The organism is Dictyobacter aurantiacus, assembly GCF_003967515.1.
Lineage (GTDB): Bacteria > Chloroflexota > Ktedonobacteria > Ktedonobacterales > Ktedonobacteraceae > Dictyobacter > Dictyobacter aurantiacus.
The window spans coordinates 4,812,452-4,830,309 of sequence record NZ_BIFQ01000001.1 but is presented as its reverse complement, the minus strand read 5'-3'; the positions used below and the strand labels follow the sequence as shown (position 1 = coordinate 4,830,309).

14 protein-coding genes are annotated in these 17,858 nt (G+C 52.1%); 3 read left to right on the top strand and 11 right to left on the bottom strand.

The genetic code is table 11. The annotated features are described in order from the left end of the window. Positions 1–193: 193 nt before the first annotated feature. The 6 genes from serA to KTT_RS19365 form a co-directional block, all read right to left on the bottom strand. Positions 194–1,885, bottom strand: coding sequence for a phosphoglycerate dehydrogenase (serA, locus tag KTT_RS19390; RefSeq protein WP_126597571.1), 1,692 nt, complete (start codon positions 1,883–1,885; stop codon positions 194–196). A 42-nt stretch (positions 1,886–1,927) separates the two neighbouring features. After that, the gene (locus KTT_RS19385; RefSeq protein WP_126597570.1) at positions 1,928–3,091 is read right to left on the bottom strand and encodes a pyridoxal-phosphate-dependent aminotransferase family protein; all 1,164 of its coding nucleotides are present in this window, start codon (positions 3,089–3,091) and stop codon (positions 1,928–1,930) included. 372 nt (positions 3,092–3,463) lie between these two features. Then, positions 3,464–4,933 carry a glycogen synthase gene (locus KTT_RS19380; RefSeq protein WP_126597569.1) on the bottom strand — a complete coding sequence of 490 codons (1,470 nt, stop codon included), beginning with the start codon at positions 4,931–4,933 and terminating at the stop codon, positions 3,464–3,466. Between the two features lie 183 nt (positions 4,934–5,116). After that, positions 5,117–6,073, bottom strand: a complete 957-nt coding sequence (locus KTT_RS19375; RefSeq protein WP_126597568.1) for a hypothetical protein — start codon at positions 6,071–6,073, stop codon at positions 5,117–5,119. A 33-nt stretch (positions 6,074–6,106) separates the two neighbouring features. Further along, the gene (locus KTT_RS19370) at positions 6,107–7,504 is read right to left on the bottom strand and encodes a hypothetical protein (RefSeq protein WP_126597567.1); all 1,398 of its coding nucleotides are present in this window, start codon (positions 7,502–7,504) and stop codon (positions 6,107–6,109) included. A gap of 44 nt (positions 7,505–7,548) precedes the next feature. Continuing rightward, on the bottom strand, positions 7,549–7,935 hold the full coding sequence (locus tag KTT_RS19365) for a hypothetical protein (RefSeq protein ID WP_126597566.1): 387 nt from the start codon (positions 7,933–7,935) through the stop codon (positions 7,549–7,551). A 574-nt stretch (positions 7,936–8,509) separates the two neighbouring features. On the opposite strand from KTT_RS19365, the gene KTT_RS19360 reads away from it, so the two are divergent. Next, a complete protein-coding gene (locus KTT_RS19360; protein ID WP_126597565.1) occupies positions 8,510–9,211 on the top strand; it encodes a hypothetical protein in 702 nt (233 codons plus the stop codon). Here KTT_RS19360 and KTT_RS19355 read toward each other — a convergent pair. Beyond that, positions 9,140–10,258 (bottom strand): HNH endonuclease, encoded by a 1,119-nt coding sequence (locus KTT_RS19355; RefSeq protein WP_126597564.1) that lies wholly within the window; start codon positions 10,256–10,258, stop codon positions 9,140–9,142. The genes KTT_RS19360 and KTT_RS19355 overlap by 72 nt on opposite strands. A gap of 217 nt (positions 10,259–10,475) precedes the next feature. Between KTT_RS19355 and KTT_RS19350 the strand changes: the two genes are divergently transcribed. After that, positions 10,476–12,626 carry a C-terminal helicase domain-containing protein gene (locus KTT_RS19350; protein ID WP_235845768.1) on the top strand — a complete coding sequence of 717 codons (2,151 nt, stop codon included), beginning with the start codon at positions 10,476–10,478 and terminating at the stop codon, positions 12,624–12,626. A 75-nt stretch (positions 12,627–12,701) separates the two neighbouring features. On the opposite strand, the gene KTT_RS19345 is transcribed toward KTT_RS19350, so the two are convergent. Further along, the gene (locus tag KTT_RS19345; RefSeq protein ID WP_126597562.1) at positions 12,702–13,910 is read right to left on the bottom strand and encodes a DUF5667 domain-containing protein; all 1,209 of its coding nucleotides are present in this window, start codon (positions 13,908–13,910) and stop codon (positions 12,702–12,704) included. Further along, on the bottom strand, positions 13,907–14,530 hold the full coding sequence (locus KTT_RS19340; protein ID WP_126597561.1) for an RNA polymerase sigma factor: 624 nt from the start codon (positions 14,528–14,530) through the stop codon (positions 13,907–13,909). Before KTT_RS19340 ends, KTT_RS19345 begins: the two co-directional genes overlap by 4 nt. A 632-nt stretch (positions 14,531–15,162) precedes the next feature. Between KTT_RS19340 and KTT_RS19335 the strand changes: the two genes are divergently transcribed. Further along, positions 15,163–15,915 (top strand): hypothetical protein, encoded by a 753-nt coding sequence (locus KTT_RS19335; protein ID WP_126597560.1) that lies wholly within the window; start codon positions 15,163–15,165, stop codon positions 15,913–15,915. Between the two features lie 192 nt (positions 15,916–16,107). On the opposite strand, the gene KTT_RS19330 is transcribed toward KTT_RS19335, so the two are convergent. Both KTT_RS19330 and KTT_RS19325 read right to left on the bottom strand, forming a co-directional pair. Then, the gene (locus KTT_RS19330) at positions 16,108–16,938 is read right to left on the bottom strand and encodes an alpha/beta fold hydrolase (protein ID WP_126597559.1); all 831 of its coding nucleotides are present in this window, start codon (positions 16,936–16,938) and stop codon (positions 16,108–16,110) included. 451 nt (positions 16,939–17,389) lie between these two features. Then, on the bottom strand, positions 17,390–17,710 hold the full coding sequence (locus KTT_RS19325) for a DUF1330 domain-containing protein (RefSeq protein WP_126597558.1): 321 nt from the start codon (positions 17,708–17,710) through the stop codon (positions 17,390–17,392). Between the last annotated feature and the right edge of the window lie 148 nt (positions 17,711–17,858).

The following is a 17,858-nucleotide window of genomic DNA, read 5'->3' as shown; positions in this document are numbered from 1 at the left end:
GGGTTGCATATAATCGGACGCGAGGTCCGTTCATATGCGGCGTGTCGTGGGCTGGCACGATAATCGGACGCGAGGTCCGAACCTATGTGGTATATAACTCTCGACCCGCTTGCCGCTTCACCGCATGGACGCCCCTCGTCACATATACGTGTGACGAGGGGCGTTTTTGTGTATGGGGCATCGTGGTGTTTTTTTATAAATTCACCATTTTGACTCCGAAGATGTTGCCGGCCTGGCTGATTTCGTCGAGGGCCCATTCGGGGATGGGGTTGTCGACGAGTATGACCATCAGGGCGGAGTCGGTGGGGCGTTTGGCGTCGTAGGCGCGGGCGCGGCGTACGCTGGGGCCGACATCCATGTGGCGGATGTTGACGCTGGCCTTGCCCAGCACGGTGCCGACGATGCCGATCATGCCTGGCTGGTCGATGTTGCGGCAGAAGAGGATGGGACCCTCTGGCGCGAACTCGGTCCAGTAGGGGCCGACCTGGACGATGCGCGGCTCGTCGTGCATGACGGTGCCGCTGAGTACGTTGACGAAGTTCTCAGGATGGCTCTCGCCTCCGGCGCGTCCATCGCTGACTACGCGCAGCGTGACCTGGTTGGCGAACTCGGCCGGAGTGGTCGATTTCTGCTCGACGATCTCGATGCCCCACTCTTTGGCCAGCACCTGGGCGTTGATCATGTTGACGTGCGCCTCCGAGACCGATTCAAGCAGTCCCTTGACCAGCGCGGCCTGTAGCGGACGCAGATCGTAGCTGGCGATCTCGCCGCTATAGGTCAGCTCGATCTTGCGCAGCGGCTCGGGCTGCAGCTGCGTGTACAGGCGTCCCATCTTCTCGATCAGCGTCATGTAGGGCTGCAAGACCTTGAGGGTCTCGGGCAGGATCAGCGGAGCGTTGACCGCCGCGCGTGGGAAGCCGCCGCGCAGCACCGAGACGATCTGCTCGGCGACATCGGTGGCGACGCCGACCTGGGCCTCTTCGGTGGAGGCGCCCAGGTGCGGGGTGGCGATGATCTGCTCGTGCGCCACCAGTCGCTGCAGCAGGGCATTGTCGCGGATCGGCTCCTGACTGAAGACGTCCAGCGCCGCTCCGGCGAGATGCTTCTCATCCAGCGCACGCAGCAGCGCCTCCTCATCGATCAGTCCGCCGCGCGCGCAGTTGATCAGGCGTGATCCTGGCTTCATCATGCGCAGCTCGGCCTCACCGATCAGACCACGCGTCCCACTGGGGCCGCTGGTCAGCGAGGTATGCAGGGTCACGAAGTCCGCCTGGCGCAGCACCTCTTCCAGGCTCATCAGAGTCACGTTGGACTTGCGCGCCTGCTCGGGCGAGACAAAGGGATCGAAGGCGATGATATTCATCTCCAGACCCTGGGCGCGCCGGGCCACGGCCATACCGACCTTGCCGAGTCCGATGACGCCCAGCGTCTTGTTGCGCACCTCGATGCCCAGGAAGCGACTCTTCTCCCACTTGTTGGCCTTCATGCTGGCGTCGGCCGCCGGCACGTGGCGGGCCAGCGCCATCAGCATGGCGATGGTGTGCTCGGCCGCCGCCATGATATTGCCGGTCGGCGAATTGACGACGATGATGCCATGCCGCGTGGCGGAGTTGGTATCGATGTTATCGACGCCCACGCCGGCACGACCGACGATCTTCAAACGTGTGCCGGCCGACAGGACCTCGTCGGTGACCTGCGTCTCACTGCGTACCACCAGCGCGCTATACTCGCCGATGATCGCCTTCAGCTGCTCGGGACTCAGTCCGGGCCGCTCATCGACCTGGGCCTCGGGCAGCTGCTCGCGCAGGAAGGTGACGCCTTCGCGCGCGATACGATCCGTAATCAGCACCTTGATATTTTCAGGATGGGTGACATCTTCAGCCATTGCTCTCTTCTCCTCTTGCTTGTTGCCGGGGTCGGGCGCAATCTACGCCCGGTAGCCCAGCTCCTTAAGATGCCGTTCGACCGCATCCATGGCCTGCTGCAGATCAGCATCTGTGAAGTAGCCCAGGTGACCAATGCGGAACATCTTGCCCTTCATATGGTCCTGTCCATCGGCCAGCACGATCTGATCCTGGTCATGCAACTTCTTGAGCAGCGCCTTCGTCTCGATGCCTTCAGGTGCCCTGATGGCTGTGACGGTATTGGAGGCGTAGCGCGCATCCTTCGCCAGCAATTCAAGTCCCATGGCCTGCGCGCGTCCACGCACGTATTCGCCAGCCCTCACGTGGCGCGCGAAGATGGCCTCACGCCCCTCGTCCAGCATCTTATCCAGCGCCACATCCAGGGCATAGAAGAGCGAGACTGGAGGGGTTGTCGGATGCTGCCAGCTGCTCTCCAGCTGCTTCAGCGTCGAGCTCCAATCCCAGTAGAAGCGGGGCATCTTCGAGGTCTTATGGGCCTGCCAGGCGCGCTCGCTGGCCGCGATCATCATAATACCGGGAGGGATCATCCAGCCCTTCTGTGAACCGGTAAACACAACGTCCAGATCCCAGGGGTCCATCTCCAGTGGCAGGCTGCTCAGCGAGCTCACGGCATCAACGACTATCAGGGCATCGGGACTCAGGCGGCGCACCAGCGCGGCCAGCGTCTGAATATCATTGGTGACGCCGGTCGAGGTCTCGTTGTGCGTCATCATCACGCCCTTGTAGGGGGCCAGCTCTTTCAGACGCGCCTCGACCACGGCGGGATCGGCGAACTCACCCCAGGCGAACTCGATGCGCGACACCTTGACACCGTAGGCCTCGGCAATCTTCGCCAGCCGCGTGCCAAAGTTACCGATGATGATAGATACCACGTGATCGCCAGGCGAGAACACGTTGACGACGGCGCATTCCTGTCCACCGGTACCAGAGGCCGGATAGGTAAGGACGCGCGAACGGGTCTGGAAGAAATATTCTAAACGTGGCGTCACTCGCTTCATGATAGCTGAGAACTCGGGGCCACGGTGATTGATCATAGGGGCGGCCTGGGCTTCCAATACATCGGGAGGGACGGGAGTCGGACCGGGAACGCGCAAATTTTGCCGGGGAACGGGGGTTCTCGCCTCTACCTGGGGTACTGGGATCGCCTTTCTTTCCTGAATGGTCATTGCTTTCTTACTCCATCTCTCTATCAATTGAATACCAACGTCTATCTGTAATGTGGTGCTGTACCGGGCATGGTATTCTCGCTCTGCCTGCCTCATTGCAATGACATATGGCGGATAGACAACATTGTTATCCGCCGCGCAACTTCGAGGGGTATTCTTTCTTCCAAGTATAGCATATACGGCAGAATTGCCGTAAGATCTTACGGCAATTCTGCCGTGGGGATTGTGTGCGCGGAGAGCGCAGGTTCTTCTCCTATGGAGATGTATTCCCGCCTGCGGCGGGAGAAAGAAAAAAAGGGCATGGGGGACACCCCCATTCCCCCGGCAGGAGGGGCTGTGCGCCCCTCCTGCACCTCCCCGCCGTACATAGTTTTATTTGCCGGTGTTGTGATATTCGAGGGCGTTGCGGTAGACTTCTACGTAGCGCAGGGCGGAGGCGTGCCAGGAGTGGTCGGCGGCCATGCCGCGCATCTGCAGGGTGCGCCAGATGTCTTTGAAGGGATAGAGGGCGAGGGCGCGTACGATGGCGGCGAAGAACTCCCAGGCGTCGTAATTGTTGAAGACGAAGCCGTTGCCCTCGCTGCCGTGCGGATTGTACTCCTGGACGGTGTCGGCCAGACCGCCGACGTGGCGCACGATGGGGACGCAGCCGTAGTGCATGGCGTACATCTGGTTGGTGCCGCAGGGCTCGAAACGGGAGGGCATCAGCAGCATGTCGCTGCCCGCGTAGATGCGCTGCGCCAGTTCGGTATTAAAGGTCAGGAAGATCGCCACCTGGTCGGGATAGCTGGCGGCCAGCTTCTGGAACATCTCGTGGTAGTGCTGGTCACCGACGCCCAGCAGCACGAACTGCACGCCCTGGGCCAGCAGGGGATGGATGATCTGCGCCAGCAGGTCGAAGCCCTTCTGATCGGCCAGGCGCGAGATCATGGCCAGCAGCGGCACGTCCGGCTTGACCGGCAGGTGCGCCTGCTCTTGCAGGGCCGCCTTGTTCTCGGCCCGCTTCTCCAGCGAATCGGCATCGTACGGCGTGTGGATAAAGGCATTGTTGGTCGGATTATTCTCCTGATAATCCACGCCGTTGAGGATGCCGAACAGGCGGTCACGGCGTGAGCGCAGCATATGGTCCAGCTTCTCGCCAAAGGTCGGCGTCAGGATCTCCTGCGCGTAGCGCTCGCTCACCGTCGTCACCGCGTCGGCGAAAAGGATGCCACGCCCCATGATATCGACCACATTCGCCAGTTCCGCGATCTGCGGATAGACAAAACCGTTGGCCGCCACGCCAGCAACCTCAAGCAGGCGATAGCCAAAGATACCCTGATACGCCAGATTGTGGATCGTATAGACCGAAGCGGTGTGCGCGAAAAAGTCTTCGGACCGATAAATGGTATGGAGCCAGTTCGGCACGATGCCGGTATGCCAATCATTACAATGGACGATATCAGGCGACCAGTCTAAGGAGCGAACCGCCTCCAGGGCAGCCCGACAGAACAAAATAAAGCGCTCACCATCATCTGTATAGCCGTAAATATTTTCACGATCAAAGTACCGGGGGGCATCAATCATATAAACAGGGATATGATTGCCGATCTCCGCCTGCCGCACGCTGGCCGAGATCTTAAAGTTGCCCATGGGCACCGAGATCGAATCAAGGATTGTCGATAGCTGAAAATGCTGCTCATCAACCTGGCGGTAGCGTGGCATGATCAGGCGCACATCATGTCCCAGGGCCTGCAGGGCCTTGGGCAGCGCACCCACGATCTCCGCCATGCCTCCCACCTTGACGAACGGCTCAATTTCAGCCGCAAGGATCAGAACCTTGAGAGGTTGTTCGGACTGCATACAAGTTCCCTCCCACTCACGAAATGTACCCCATTATAGCATGTTGGTATGGTCGGGCGTAAGGTAACCAGGTCCGTACGTGCGCAAAATCCGCCGTGAGTCGTCTGTCTGGATCGGCTATAATGTAACGCCTCTCGCAGAGAGATGCGCAATGACTTGATTGATAACTAACTGAAAAAGCAGCTATGGCGTATCCCGTTCCAATTGGCGTCTGGCGGCCCTCATCCCAACTTCATCATTGATTGAGGAGAAGATTGTCAGGGCATATTGAAAATATTTTTCTGCATCAGTTTCCTGTAAAGGAGGAAGGTCTGGCGGCAATGTTCCCGAGAGTTGTCGACCGAGACACATTTCCCCAAGGAGATAGTATTGTTGAGCTATATTGTTTTCATAACGATATGGGGCAAATGCTCGCGTGAAGAAGACTCCCCCATTCGCGAGGCGTTGCACGATACAATCTGGAATCGCAAGAGCTCGCTGCACTATTTCAGAGGTCGCACCTCCAGGAGCCAGATAGCAACTGCCTTCACCATTGAGAATGGCTTCAATATCAGGAAGCACTCCTCGGGCCAGTTGTTCCTGCAATGGACGATCTCCATGCTCTCCATAGATCCCGCTGATAGCGCTCATCCCGGTATATCCAAGGGCGTATATTGGATCTATGATCTGGCAAAGCAACTTACTCCAGTGGAGAAAACCACGATAGGCTTGCAGATACGGTAACAGGCTCTCCATGGTGCTGGATACAATGGGTGTGTTACTACGTGTGACATCGCAATAGAGCGAGACATGACCGAAAGGGGCATCTTCTACTGGCTCGAGATCATCATTGTTGTCCTCATGGGGATCAAGAGAGAATAAAAGATCATACGGGATCGCGCCATCCCACATGGTGAGATATATCCCGGTCTTCTCTTTCGCCAGAAGCTCTCTCAGTTTGCCTTCAAACGTCTCAGCGGTGCTGTGAAGAACGTAACTGTTCGTGGACTGTAGCTCTCCATCCCATGTAAGGGATTCTGGTGCCGGGTAGGTAAAGTGAATTCCATGTTTCCATAGTTGTGAAAGGATAACTGTCACCCATTCCCATGTGAGAGGCTGACGAGGTATATAGAGCTTCATTTCATATGGTGAAGTACCCATAAGTCAAAGTTCCTTTTCTCATATCTGGTTATCTCAGGGGGCAGCACACACATTGGGTTGAGAATTTTGGGGGTAAATGACAAAGACATTTCCCTCACCAACTCCATTAACTGCTCTTTTGTACGCCGTTCTAAAATCTCTCGGTTGTTGGTCGAGCGGCCCCGGTTGTGGTGCAATAAGACATACACAGGGTCTGGCGGAGGTACCTGCAGATTGCTTCAGGGCATCTAACTGTTTGGCGAAGCGATAAGGGTCTTCCACACCTTTATTTTCTCCCCCTACTTCAACAAACAGGATCTGGTTACCAGCCTTAATTTTAATAACAAGATCTATATCACGATCGTTACTAATATTTATACGTCCACTCGCAGAAGGCCTTGGTACGCTGAGTCCTACGATATTCCATGGGCCAACAGGTTCTCCACTAGGAATAGAGACTTTTGTAATAAAGTCCTGGCTAGTCCAGAGATGGGTCATTGCAATAAGGATACGTTGTGCTCCTAGCATATCACTTGGATCAGCTGAGATAATATTGCCATTTTTATCTGTTGTCCTACCAGCCGCAAGATCAATCAAGGTATGCAAAGAGTCTTTCGTTTCCCCTTGATCATACATGCCTTGCCAACGGTTCCAATTTATGAGTAGATCATTAATCTGTGCTTCCGTATATCCCAGACAGACCAATGTAAGAATATCAGAGAGCTTCAACTCTTTCGCTTTACCATACCACTTATTAAAGATAGCTTGTGCAGACGATTTTTGCCCAACGGTTGGACTTGGTATAGCAACCGATATAGAGTTTAACGCCGGAGAACGAGGTAACGCGATTTCAGCAGTCCCAGCGGCTACCTCTAATGATCCGATCAGAGCAACCATTGCAGCTATCGCTTCAGTTACTTCCTCCTCCTTCTGATTAAAAATAAACATACCAATTGCCGCAGCAACAATTGCCACTGGAATAAGAGCCTCTAAAAAAGCCGCGCCTATTGCTGTACCTTCTAATCCTCCAAGTAGTCCTCCTCCGATCCCTATGGTACCTATGCCTGCAAAACCCATGGCCAGATTTGGATTAGATGAGTTTTTCTGTTGCGCTTGCTGCTGATAATCAACCCAGGGAATCCAATGTGCCTGCATATCCCATTGAAGTGTTTTAATCGCAACGTCACATAACATTTTAACATCACTAAGTCGCTCGGAAATGCCGGTGCTGTTAAAATTTGCTTCTGCTTGTAGATAGTCTCCAATCAGATTGGCTGCCGCATCAGCCGCTGGTCCACTAAATGAATCTGACCCGATAAAAAGCGATCCAACAGCATCAGAAAATTTTTGTACATGAGTGTAATGTACCCCATCCATTGAGGATGTATGTTCAAGAAACGTACTCAGGGGAGCAATCAAGTAATTTTCTATCGCTTGATCTACTGGATCCATCCTTCTACTCCTGCTGTTTTATATGTTGATCACAACATATATTTTTATTCATCAGCTACGATAAGATGCCCATGGCCAAATCCCGTAAACTTCGCATTGTCTATTTTTTGAAATGAGGTTGAGATATTGCTATCTGTATTTGATACAGTATCTATTGCATTAAATAATGCACCTGCAAAATCTTCTTGCCATTTGTATGAATCTCTTATCCTTTGCTGATGTTTATTTAAAACATCCATAAATGCAGGCTGGAGTGGGTCTGGAAGGGATTGTACATAATCCTGCGCCTTTTTCCATGCAATTTCATGTTCTGAGAGCGCGATACTTACATTGGATAAAATAGTGGCTGCTACTGTACGCATCGTGTCAAATGGATAACGCATGATTTCATCAGAAGATGTAGCACTGTTGTCGGGGGAGACAAGTGGCATAAGCTTACACTCCTTACAATTGTTATAGATCAGAGATGGATACATTAATAAGCTTCACACTGGTAGAATAAACGTGGAGAAGCGCTCGGGATCCATCCTGGAACACTTTACGAAGAAAAGAAAAAATGTAATGCATTGCACATGCGAAATAAATCTTCATGATTTTACCATTATTTGGCTGTGTTGTATAGATTATAGGCGAATTTTGCAATTTAAAATTTTACTATGTTTGATGTTGTCTCATGCGCAGGAAGTCATCTATTACAGACTTCTTTTATCATTGTTCGCCTCTAGGAACGAAACGCATCGTTAAAGATTGATCTCCAAAAGTTGGTGCATTTATATTTTTTGGTGCATTGGGATTGGCGGCAAAATGAATGTTACCGGATGGGCTTTTCTGGCTTGACAATATCATTAATTGCATGTTAGGCTTTCTCTACCATAAAAACAATATTAACCTCTTTTATTTTTGGTATCGATAAATTCCATATAAGTAATATTTTATTGTGCTTAGACTCGCGAGAGCCTGGCACCGTTCTGGCACTGTGTGCCTGGAACAGGTAGACAATGAGCTATGGTCACTGAAATTGCCCGCAGGGATGTACAGGAGCTTTCAGGTCGTCAGCAGGTGCAGGACTTCTTCGCTGCGCTGGGCTATGCTACTGATGATGTTACCCCATTTACGCCTCAGTCACTCGGTATCACCAATGATTTGCGCCATCAGATCGCTTCGATCGCGCGTGTGGCTCGCCTCTCCAATGATTGGACGCTAGAGGTGTTTCTGTTTGAGATGCGGTCGCCGTCGGTGACGAAGCAGCAGACGCGTGAACTGACGCGCGTCTTTAATCAGCGCGGCGGCGATTTCTTGCTGGTGCTGACGACAAAGTATCTGCAGATCGATTTTGTGCTGGTGGCCGGGGTCGATGATGCGGCGCAGGCGCAGGATGGGACCCCTGGGATGGCGCAGAAGCGCAAGGAGAATCCCTATGCGCGGACGATGACGGTGAATCGGCGCAATCCCGATCGCATCTCGATGCGTGTGCTGCGCCTGTTTATGTACCATGATGGGGAGAGCGTGTTCGATTATGTGGAGCGGCTGCGCTCGGCCTACATGGTCTCGTATTGGAGCGAGGCGTTCTTCAATAACCGCGCGCTCTTCTCCGATTATTATTTGATCGAGCATCTGCCAAGTATAGACAGAGCTTTAAAAATTCATTACTTTTCTATGTTCTCTCACAAATTTCAAATGAGGCCAACAAGCTTTCGCTTGAGGTAAATTAATCGGTTTACCCTCCCAATCACGAATAAAATCGTAATCAGGATCATTTGGCATATTTTTATTGATCATAACTGTATACTGATCAGAAATTGCAAACCAACCAACATCAAAAGCCCAATGGTGTCTACGACATAAACAGATACCGTTCCGAATATCATCACTGCCATTTAGTCCTTTAGGGTAAAAATGAGCACTCTCTACTTCTGTTTCATTTTTAGGACCGCGCACTCCTAAACTACAAATTGCACACTTAAAGTTGTATGCTTGCTTAACGGATATAGAAAAAGCTATATCTCTATATTTGTATCTACGAATTGAATCTTTAACATCCTGAGTAAGCAATGGATCATCACCATTTTCAATAAGGAGGTTATGAATTTCCACCAATTCAGCATTTATTTCTTCCTTTTTGCTATAAGCATCATAATATTCAGGCGCTTCCCTAATCTCTTTAATAGTACTTTGCTTTTCTTTCTGTAAGTCTTCATAAGATATATTATTAAATGTACTCATAAATTTTAGATAATTAGTACGTAAATATTTAGCATATCCCTCTGCTTCTCCAAATTTTGCTATTCTCTCATTTCTGATAGATAAAAAACTGCCTGCAGGGTTGAAATTTGGTTTATATTCTACCTGTTCTAAAAAATCTATCCATGGCAATTCTAATTGTTCTGTTTGGAAAAAGAAAATGTAAGGGTATTTTTTATTGCCCCAAAGGGCTTCTGACAAAACAGGTTGTAGTGATTGAATATAATATTTGACGTGACATAAAGCGGGAATAAAACCGTCTATCCTAGCACTTTCTACAAGAAGAACATAATCTCCTGCATTGAGATTTCTTATGACAAACTTTGCTCCTTCTGGAACTCCCCAACAATTGAAATGCCCATCAGGGAATAATGAGGATAATGCTTTTATAGCAGAATCTTGTATATCAGCAGTCAGTTTATTATTTAGAATAGCAATATCTACATCCTTGAAAACAGTCTTATCGAAATCTGAAGAACCTGCTTGGCCTACATGATGAAAAAAGAATTGCATATTTATGCCTCCTTACTTATACGGAAGATTCTAACACAAAAAATGCAACATTAAAACCTTTATTTGAATTGCTAGAAAAAATAAGCGTATAAAAGATTGGAGAATTAAAGATGCTAGAAAGCAAGTTAACATTATAAGTTCTCTAAATTTTGCTATACCATTTCTACTATTAAGATGCTCTTTATCCTGAATATTTATAGCACCAAATTGTTTAGATTTGCCAATCAACAACAGCGTCTACGACCTCTACAACCAGGTCGCGCTCTTCACCGGAGGCGACCGCAGCTTCTTCGCCGCCGCCGGCATCGGCGATCTGCAGCGCTACTTCATGGCGGCCGGCCGCGCCCAGCGCCAGCAGGACAGCGGCATCGCCCTCTACAACCTGCTGGAAGAGATCGTCATCCGCCGCACGCGTCCCTTCATCAAGCAGGCCTATCCCAACGCCACCATCAAGGGGCAGCCCATCAAGTGGCCCGAACGCCGCCTCAAGACGATCCGATACAATCTGGAAGCCACCTACGCCGGCATCTACCAGCAGGTCGTCAGCAGCGTCGAGCGGCTCTCGCTGGCCCCCTATCGCCTGGAGACCTATAAGAAAAGCGGCATCGAGCGCGACCAGTTCGAGGAGGGACGTGAAGAGGCCCTGGTCGGCATCTTCAAGAGCCGCTACCTCAAGCGCTTCGAGAGCAGCATTGACGCCTTTCGCATCAGCGTGCGCCGCGCCCTCGAATTCCTGGAGACCTTCGAGAGCTATATCCTGGCTGGCACCGTGCTCGACAGCAGCAGCTTCCAGAAGGCCATGCGCTTCATCAGCAGCGAGGATGACGAGGACGACGCCACCCCCAACTCGCGCGCCGACGACCTGGACGCCAGCGAGGAGGCCAGCCAGTTCATCCAGAGCCTGCCCACCCTCGACGCCTCGCAGTACGATCTGAAGCGCCTGCACAAAGATCTGCGCAAGGATGTCGACGCCCTGCGCGGCATCTGGTACGCCATCAGGGAGATCACCCCCGAGCGCGACGCCAAACTGGCACAGCTCAAGAATCTGCTGGCAGGCGAGCTCAAGGGACGCAAGGTGCTCATCTTCACCTACTACAAGGACACGGCGCGCTACCTCTACCGCAACCTGTGCGCCCAGGATGAGCAGGGCGAGAGCTGGCGCGCCAGCGCCGGAGAGCCGACCATCCGCCGCATGGATAGCGGCACCGAGGTCAAAGAGCGTGCGAAGGTCGTCAGCCACTTCGCCCCCATCATCAACAACCGGCTCGACATCGCCGGCACCAGCGACGAGATCGACATCCTGATCTCCACCGACGTGCTGTCAGAGGGCCAGAACCTGCAGGACTGCGGCCTGCTCATCAACTACGACCTGCACTGGAATCCCACCCGCATGGTCCAGCGCGCCGGCCGCATCGACCGCATCGGCACCAGCTTCGACACGCTGTGGATCATGAACATGTTCCCCGACGACGGCCTGGAACACCTGCTCGGCCTGGTCGAGAGCCTGTCGCAGAAGATCGCCAGCATCGATCGTAGCGGCCTGCACGACGCCAGCATCCTCGGCGAAGCCGTCCATCCGCAGAACTTCAACACCCTCAGACGCATCGAGAGCGAAGACGGCCGCGTCGTCGAAGAGCAGGAACGCTTCGCCGAACTGACCAGCAGCGAATACCTGCTGCAGAGCCTCAAGGGCCTGCTCAACAGCGACATGCGCCAGACCCTGGAAGCCCTTCCCGACGGCATCCACAGCGGACTGCTGCGCCGCGATGCCCGTGGCGTCTTCTTCTACTTTACCGCGCCCGACAGCCAGCGCGCATCCGGCAAGGACGTCAAGAGGAGGCAGCACTACTGGCGCTACGTCGATCTGAGCGAACATGCGCGCAGGAGGCACATCGAGGACAATAGATATCTGATCACCAACTACATCGCCTGCCAGCCCGACACCGCCCGCTACGTCCCTGGTAGTGACGAGGTCAACATCTTCGAGCTGCAAGAGAAGGTCATCGACTCTATCCTGCAGGCCTCACTCGAACAGGTCGCCGTCGAAGAGGCCCCCAAGATCCTGGACCCCATTCAGCAGAGCATCGTCACCGCCCTGCGCGGCCACATCAACAGTCCCGACTTCAACCGCCGCGAGCTGATCGCCGCCATGCAGAAGCTCAACGTCCCCCTGCCCCGCGTCTACATCAAAACGCTGCGCAAGGCCTACGAGACCTATAAACGCGACCGTCAGGCCCGGGATCTGCTAGCCGTCGTCCAGAGCATCGACAGCGAAAGCAATCCCGAGAAGAAAGCTGATAGTGGCAAACGTATCCAGCTCAAACGCGAAGACCTCAAATTGATCTGCTTCGATTACGTCTGGGATTAACCAGAAGCTGCTTTGTCTGGGGAAAACCCCGTATATCCCCATGACTGAAGTCATGAGGATATACGGGGCGCTTTGCTAACGACGAGCAGGCGGTGTCGCCGTCGGCTTGTTACCATTCGCGGATGGTGTCGCCGTCGGCTTATTGCCATTCGCAGATGGTGTCACTGTCGGCTTATTGCCATTCGCAGATGGTGTCACTGTCGGCTTATTGCCATTCGCAGATGGCGTCACTGTCGGCTTGTTGCCACTTTGATCGCCATTATTATCACCTTGATTGCTCTTTGTGTCGCTATTTTGGATAGATATAACAGCAGTTTGAGCTGTAGTATCATCCGGATTGATAATTCCCAGGCTATGTGGATATGAACGCCCATACCAGTCGATCATAAAGATAATATTGCCATGCTGCACATATCCGCTAGCGTCAACCATTTGTCCATCAATCAGTAGATGTGCCTCTGGATCAATATTATTCCCCGTAAAGCGAATAATTGCTTTATCATTAGGATGAACAGGCAGTTGCAATATAGCACTGTCTATATGAGGTACCTTATCGCCCAGATTTGCTAGTTCGTCAGTGGTTGCCAGTCGCTCAGGAATAGCGAGCTTGCCCAATAAACTGCGCAATACATGGATAGTGTTTCCTTTGAAACTGGCTAGTTCTCTAGCCAGATGATCATGCTGCGTGCCTGCGGGCAAACCGTCAACAATTGACGTAGCAATACTTATATTCTGACCCAGATCAGCCAGGGTCTGGCGATACGCAGATGCCTGGTTAGCACTGGTCAGGGAAGAGAGCGTATTGAGACGCTCATGAGCGAACTGCAGATTCAAGGTAATCTGATTCTCATCATTACCAGCAAGTGAAAGCTGTACATTCTGCTCCCAATGCTTAATCACGTAAAATGGATTATCAGGATTTGTAACCTGAGCAGCCATAACTAATGTACTGGTACTGGCTAAAATGAAAAGGAAACAGAAGATCGTAACAGTTCTAAAGGCAAAGCGTGTACGGAATAGAGAGAATAAAGAAGACTTTTTGTCTCTTTGCTGTATTTTGAGCTCTGCATGATGTCGAAGCACGCGTCGCTCTAGCATTCGAGCAAAATCAGAAGAAGCCTGAACCGCCTCCGCTTCCCGTATCCTGCGGGCAAGGACGATCAATTCATCTATTCTCTCATCACTCGCCGATTGCTGGAAGCTATCCTGATGCTGCTCACTCAATTGAGAAGATGAAACGATCTGATCTAAACGATGATTGAGGTGCTCATAGAGTGATTTCATTGTACTTCCTTCTGCTTCTTTGTATGGGATAAGATCGGACGGAATGGCTTTCCAAGAATTCTTTGCAATCTTTGCAATGCACGAAATTGCAAAGCTTTTACTGCATTAGATTTTTTCCCGACTATACGGGCTACAGAAGCCACATCATATCCCATGATCAATCGACCAACCAGCACTTGACGCTGTTCTTCAGTTAATTGATTAATAGCCTGAACAACGACATGCCAATCTTCACGCATCTCCACCCAGCGTATAGGATCAGTATCAGAGGAGCTCTCTATCTTTGACAAACTCTCCTCTGGCTCTTGTTCCCAGAATTCTGGGAGCAGCGAAACCTGTACCGGTTGTTTCTCGCGTTTGCGATAATAGGCAGCAACGACTACACGAGCAATACTAAAAAGCCATGCAATAAATGTCTGTTCGTCTTTTGCGCGTAGCCGATGAATATCCTCGACCATTTGCAAAAACACTTCTGAAGTTAAATCCTCTGCAGTGCTACGATCAGGTACACGTGTCGCAATATATCCAAATACGCCAGGTAAGAAACGGTTATAAAGTATACTTAACGCCTCGGCATCACCCTGGCGGGCACGATCTAACTGGTGCTCACTAACCTCCATCGATCACTGGCCTCCATGAAGAGCAAAATAAATCTCTTCAAGGAAGGTTGTAATTTATGTGGTCGAAGTTATGGGTAGAGGCGAATTTACTATAAAGTTTTACTATAATGGAAAATTTCATCAAGATCACATCCCCAAAGTGAGATATTGGCAATTGAATGCTCATCTACTACAGCGCTTTCACGAAAGACTACAAAGTCTCCATTATTAGCAGGTTGATAAGCCTGCATTATTCCTGAGAACGTGTCTGACTTCCGTCATATTGGGGGTACGTGCGCGCCCCCGCACGCGCGTCCGCTACGCAGCCGCACTGTTTTTGTGTGTTCGTGCAGTGCGTGCGCAGATGCGCACGCACTGCACGAACACACCATGGACGCTTGAGCACCGCAGGTGCGAAAACGCATGCAGTCCGCAGGCGATGATGATGAAAGTCAGACACCCTCTGAGTATTTTGGCCTATATGGGACAAGGCCGTAACCAAATATTCATCTGCCACAACTCTTTCATTGAGGGCCGCAAAACAAACTGTGAAGTACTCAAAAAAGGGGACCTGATACAATTTCGGCTCTTGCGCTATTGGCGTGTCTGTTAGCAATAGCTTCTATATTTTTAACACCGGAAAGGAAAAGAACATGCTTAAACTATTAGCGATCGTTAAGGGAAAAATCGTTCTGGCTACTATTGGTAGTATGATTTTGATTGGTAGTGCTACCGCAGCTTTCGCAGCAACGCCAACCGGAGGACAATTTGTCCAGTCGATCATACATGCTTCTCCTACGGTAGCCTTGACTACTGCCTCTGATAAGAAAAGCGAAAACAAGCCTACAAGTACTCCAGGTAATCAGAAAGGCAGCGATCATAGTAGCTGTCCTGGTTTGCCAGATATCCAAAATCTGGCAACTAAATATAACTTGAGCACTTCCAGTTCTGGGGATGCAGTAAAGGATATCTGCGCACTTCATCAGGGGACATTCACAGCCACAACGGCCAGTGGTGCAGCTATTAAAGTGAGCCATGTCTATGGCAATGGCGAGATTGATCAGGTATTGGCTTATGCACAATACCTGGCTTCGAAAGATGGCACAAAACTAAACGATACCAACGTGACCCGATATCTGGCAGCAGTTCTGAAAAGCTGTGGTACATCACCGCTAGAGGTCTGTTTGAAAACCAATATTCCCAACTATAAGCCAGGCAACAGCGATAACTATAATAATGGCAACAAGCCAACCGCGACTCCAACCAACAGCGGCAACAGGCCGACCGCAACTCCGTCTGCGAATGGGAGCAGGCCGACCGCAACGCCAACCGACAATGGGAACCGGCCAACCGCGACGCCAACCGACAATGGGAACCGGCCAACCGCGACGCCAACTGTACATTAACTCATCGCGCTTTCTTTTTCGCTCCCTTTTTGTCTCTCTTGGGGCCATCGGGATGTACCTATGCTGAGTGCTACAGAACTGCGTATGTCTGAGGCATCCTGACATGGCTCCTGTGTGCAGGAAGTCAATAATAGATGACTTCCTGCATCATTGTTCCCCTCATTCATGACCGAGGAACATCCTCTCAGAGGTTTAGCCTTGAATAAAGGTTAGCAGGTCCTCATTGAGGCGCTCTTTGTGGGTGAGGAACATGCCGTGGCCGCCGCCGGGGTAGGTTTTCAGTTCGCTGCCGACAATGCCCTGGACGGTCCTGCGGGCACACATGTCCAGGGGAGCGATCTGATCGTTCTCGCCGTGCAGAACCAGTGTCGGCACGGTACAGGCGCGCAGATCGGGCAAGAAATTGGTCTGCGCGGAGATGCGGAAGCACTCGATGCTGGCTTTGGGTGAACACTCAAGGATGAGCCGGATCGCCCACTGCACCATCTCCGAGGAGAGCAGTGGCGCCGCCGGCCAGGTTGATCCCAGGTTGAAGTACTTGATGGCGCCATCCGTCATGTACAGCGGGCGATCCTGCTGCATCTTCATGATGGCGAACTCGGCGGCCTCCTTCGGAAGTCCCTGCGGGTTCTCCGCCGATTTGAGCGTACCAGGGGTGACACCGCTCACGAGCGCGACGCGGGCAATGCGACTGGTGCCGTGACGCGCGAGATAGTGGACGATCTCACCACAGCCCATCGAGTTGCCGACCAGGGTCAGGTCGCGCAGGTCGAGCTGCTCGATCACCTCCGCCAGGTCATCGGACAGCCGGTCGATATCAAAGCCACGTCCAGGATCATCCGAGCGGCCATGCCCGCGACGATCAAAGGCGATGCAGCGCAGTCCGCGCTCGGAGAGGTGGAGCATCTGGTACTCCCACATGGCGCCGCTGAACGCCCAGGCGCTGACGAAGAGCACGGGGGTACCCATACCCCATTCCCGATAATAGAGCCGGGTGGAATCGCTGGTGTGAATATATGGCATCGTTTCTTCCTCTTCTTTCTTTCTTTCTTTCTTTGAGGGTGTGGCTTACGCTCTCTCCTCTTACAGTGGAACGTGAGCGCCCCCGCACGGGCGTCCGCTGCGCGGCCGCATTAGTTTGTTTTGTAAGTTGGTGCATCGCAGGCGCGGATGCGCCTGCGATGCACCAACTTACACATGATTCGTAAGAACGTGTCTGACTCTCATGATGATGGCCTGCGGCCTGCATGGGTTTTCGCACCTCCGGTGCTCACAAGTCTTTTATGTATTGTTGCATCGGGTGCGCGGATGCGCACCCGATGCAACAATACATAAAACCGGTGCGGCCGCGCAGCGGACGCCCGTGCGGGGGCGCTCACGTACCCTCAACATGACGGAAGTCAGACACTCTCTAAGCAATGCGGGTGTGAAAACCCTGGCATGCGCTACAACCAAACTACTCCGGGCTGAGTTTTCACCCGAGGATATCAGTGGCTTTATGATCACCGGGTACTGTGTCAATCAGAATTACATCTCCCTTTGTATTGGATAGGCGGAAAGGGAGGATTTTTTGGTAGGCTTCTGAGGAATACCAGGCCTGAGCGTGTTGTCGATCGGGGAACTCGATAATGATCAGGTCTCCCGTCCAATCACCTTCAAGCTTCTTGAACTCTCCACCATGAACCAGGAAGTGTCCCTGGAAAGGGGCCAGGGTCGCATCAATTCCTTCTAAGTATTGGACAATCTGCGGTCCCATTACGGTATCCCATAAGCGGGCTACAGCATATGTCGCCATGTATCTATCTCCTGACTGTTGATGATCTACCTTACGCAAAGAAGTATAGCCGGAGAAGCTGGCGCCTGCCTTCACCTGACCTGGTGATTAAAGGGGTGATTGGCTCCCTGGTGTTGGGTGCATCGTGGTTGTACACAACCATGGTGGT

Excerpts from the sequence above, each read along its gene's own strand:
- serA (WP_126597571.1), bottom strand. The coding sequence starts at position 1,885 with ATGGCTGAAGATGTCACCCATCCTGAAAATATCAAGGTGCTGATTACG.
- KTT_RS19385 (WP_126597570.1), bottom strand. The coding sequence starts at position 3,091 with ATGACCATTCAGGAAAGAAAGGCGATCCCAGTACCCCAGGTAGAGGCG.
- KTT_RS19380 (WP_126597569.1), bottom strand. The coding sequence starts at position 4,933 with ATGCAGTCCGAACAACCTCTCAAGGTTCTGATCCTTGCGGCTGAAATT.
- KTT_RS19375 (WP_126597568.1), bottom strand. The coding sequence starts at position 6,073 with ATGGGTACTTCACCATATGAAATGAAGCTCTATATACCTCGTCAGCCT.
- KTT_RS19370 (WP_126597567.1), bottom strand. The coding sequence starts at position 7,504 with ATGGATCCAGTAGATCAAGCGATAGAAAATTACTTGATTGCTCCCCTG.
- KTT_RS19365 (WP_126597566.1), bottom strand. The coding sequence starts at position 7,935 with ATGCCACTTGTCTCCCCCGACAACAGTGCTACATCTTCTGATGAAATC.
- KTT_RS19360 (WP_126597565.1), top strand. The coding sequence starts at position 8,510 with ATGGTCACTGAAATTGCCCGCAGGGATGTACAGGAGCTTTCAGGTCGT.
- KTT_RS19355 (WP_126597564.1), bottom strand. The coding sequence starts at position 10,258 with ATGCAATTCTTTTTTCATCATGTAGGCCAAGCAGGTTCTTCAGATTTC.
- KTT_RS19345 (WP_126597562.1), bottom strand. The coding sequence starts at position 13,910 with ATGAAATCACTCTATGAGCACCTCAATCATCGTTTAGATCAGATCGTT.
- KTT_RS19340 (WP_126597561.1), bottom strand. The coding sequence starts at position 14,530 with ATGGAGGTTAGTGAGCACCAGTTAGATCGTGCCCGCCAGGGTGATGCC.
- KTT_RS19335 (WP_126597560.1), top strand. The coding sequence starts at position 15,163 with ATGCTTAAACTATTAGCGATCGTTAAGGGAAAAATCGTTCTGGCTACT.
- KTT_RS19330 (WP_126597559.1), bottom strand. The coding sequence starts at position 16,938 with ATGCCATATATTCACACCAGCGATTCCACCCGGCTCTATTATCGGGAA.
- KTT_RS19325 (WP_126597558.1), bottom strand. The coding sequence starts at position 17,710 with ATGGCGACATATGCTGTAGCCCGCTTATGGGATACCGTAATGGGACCG.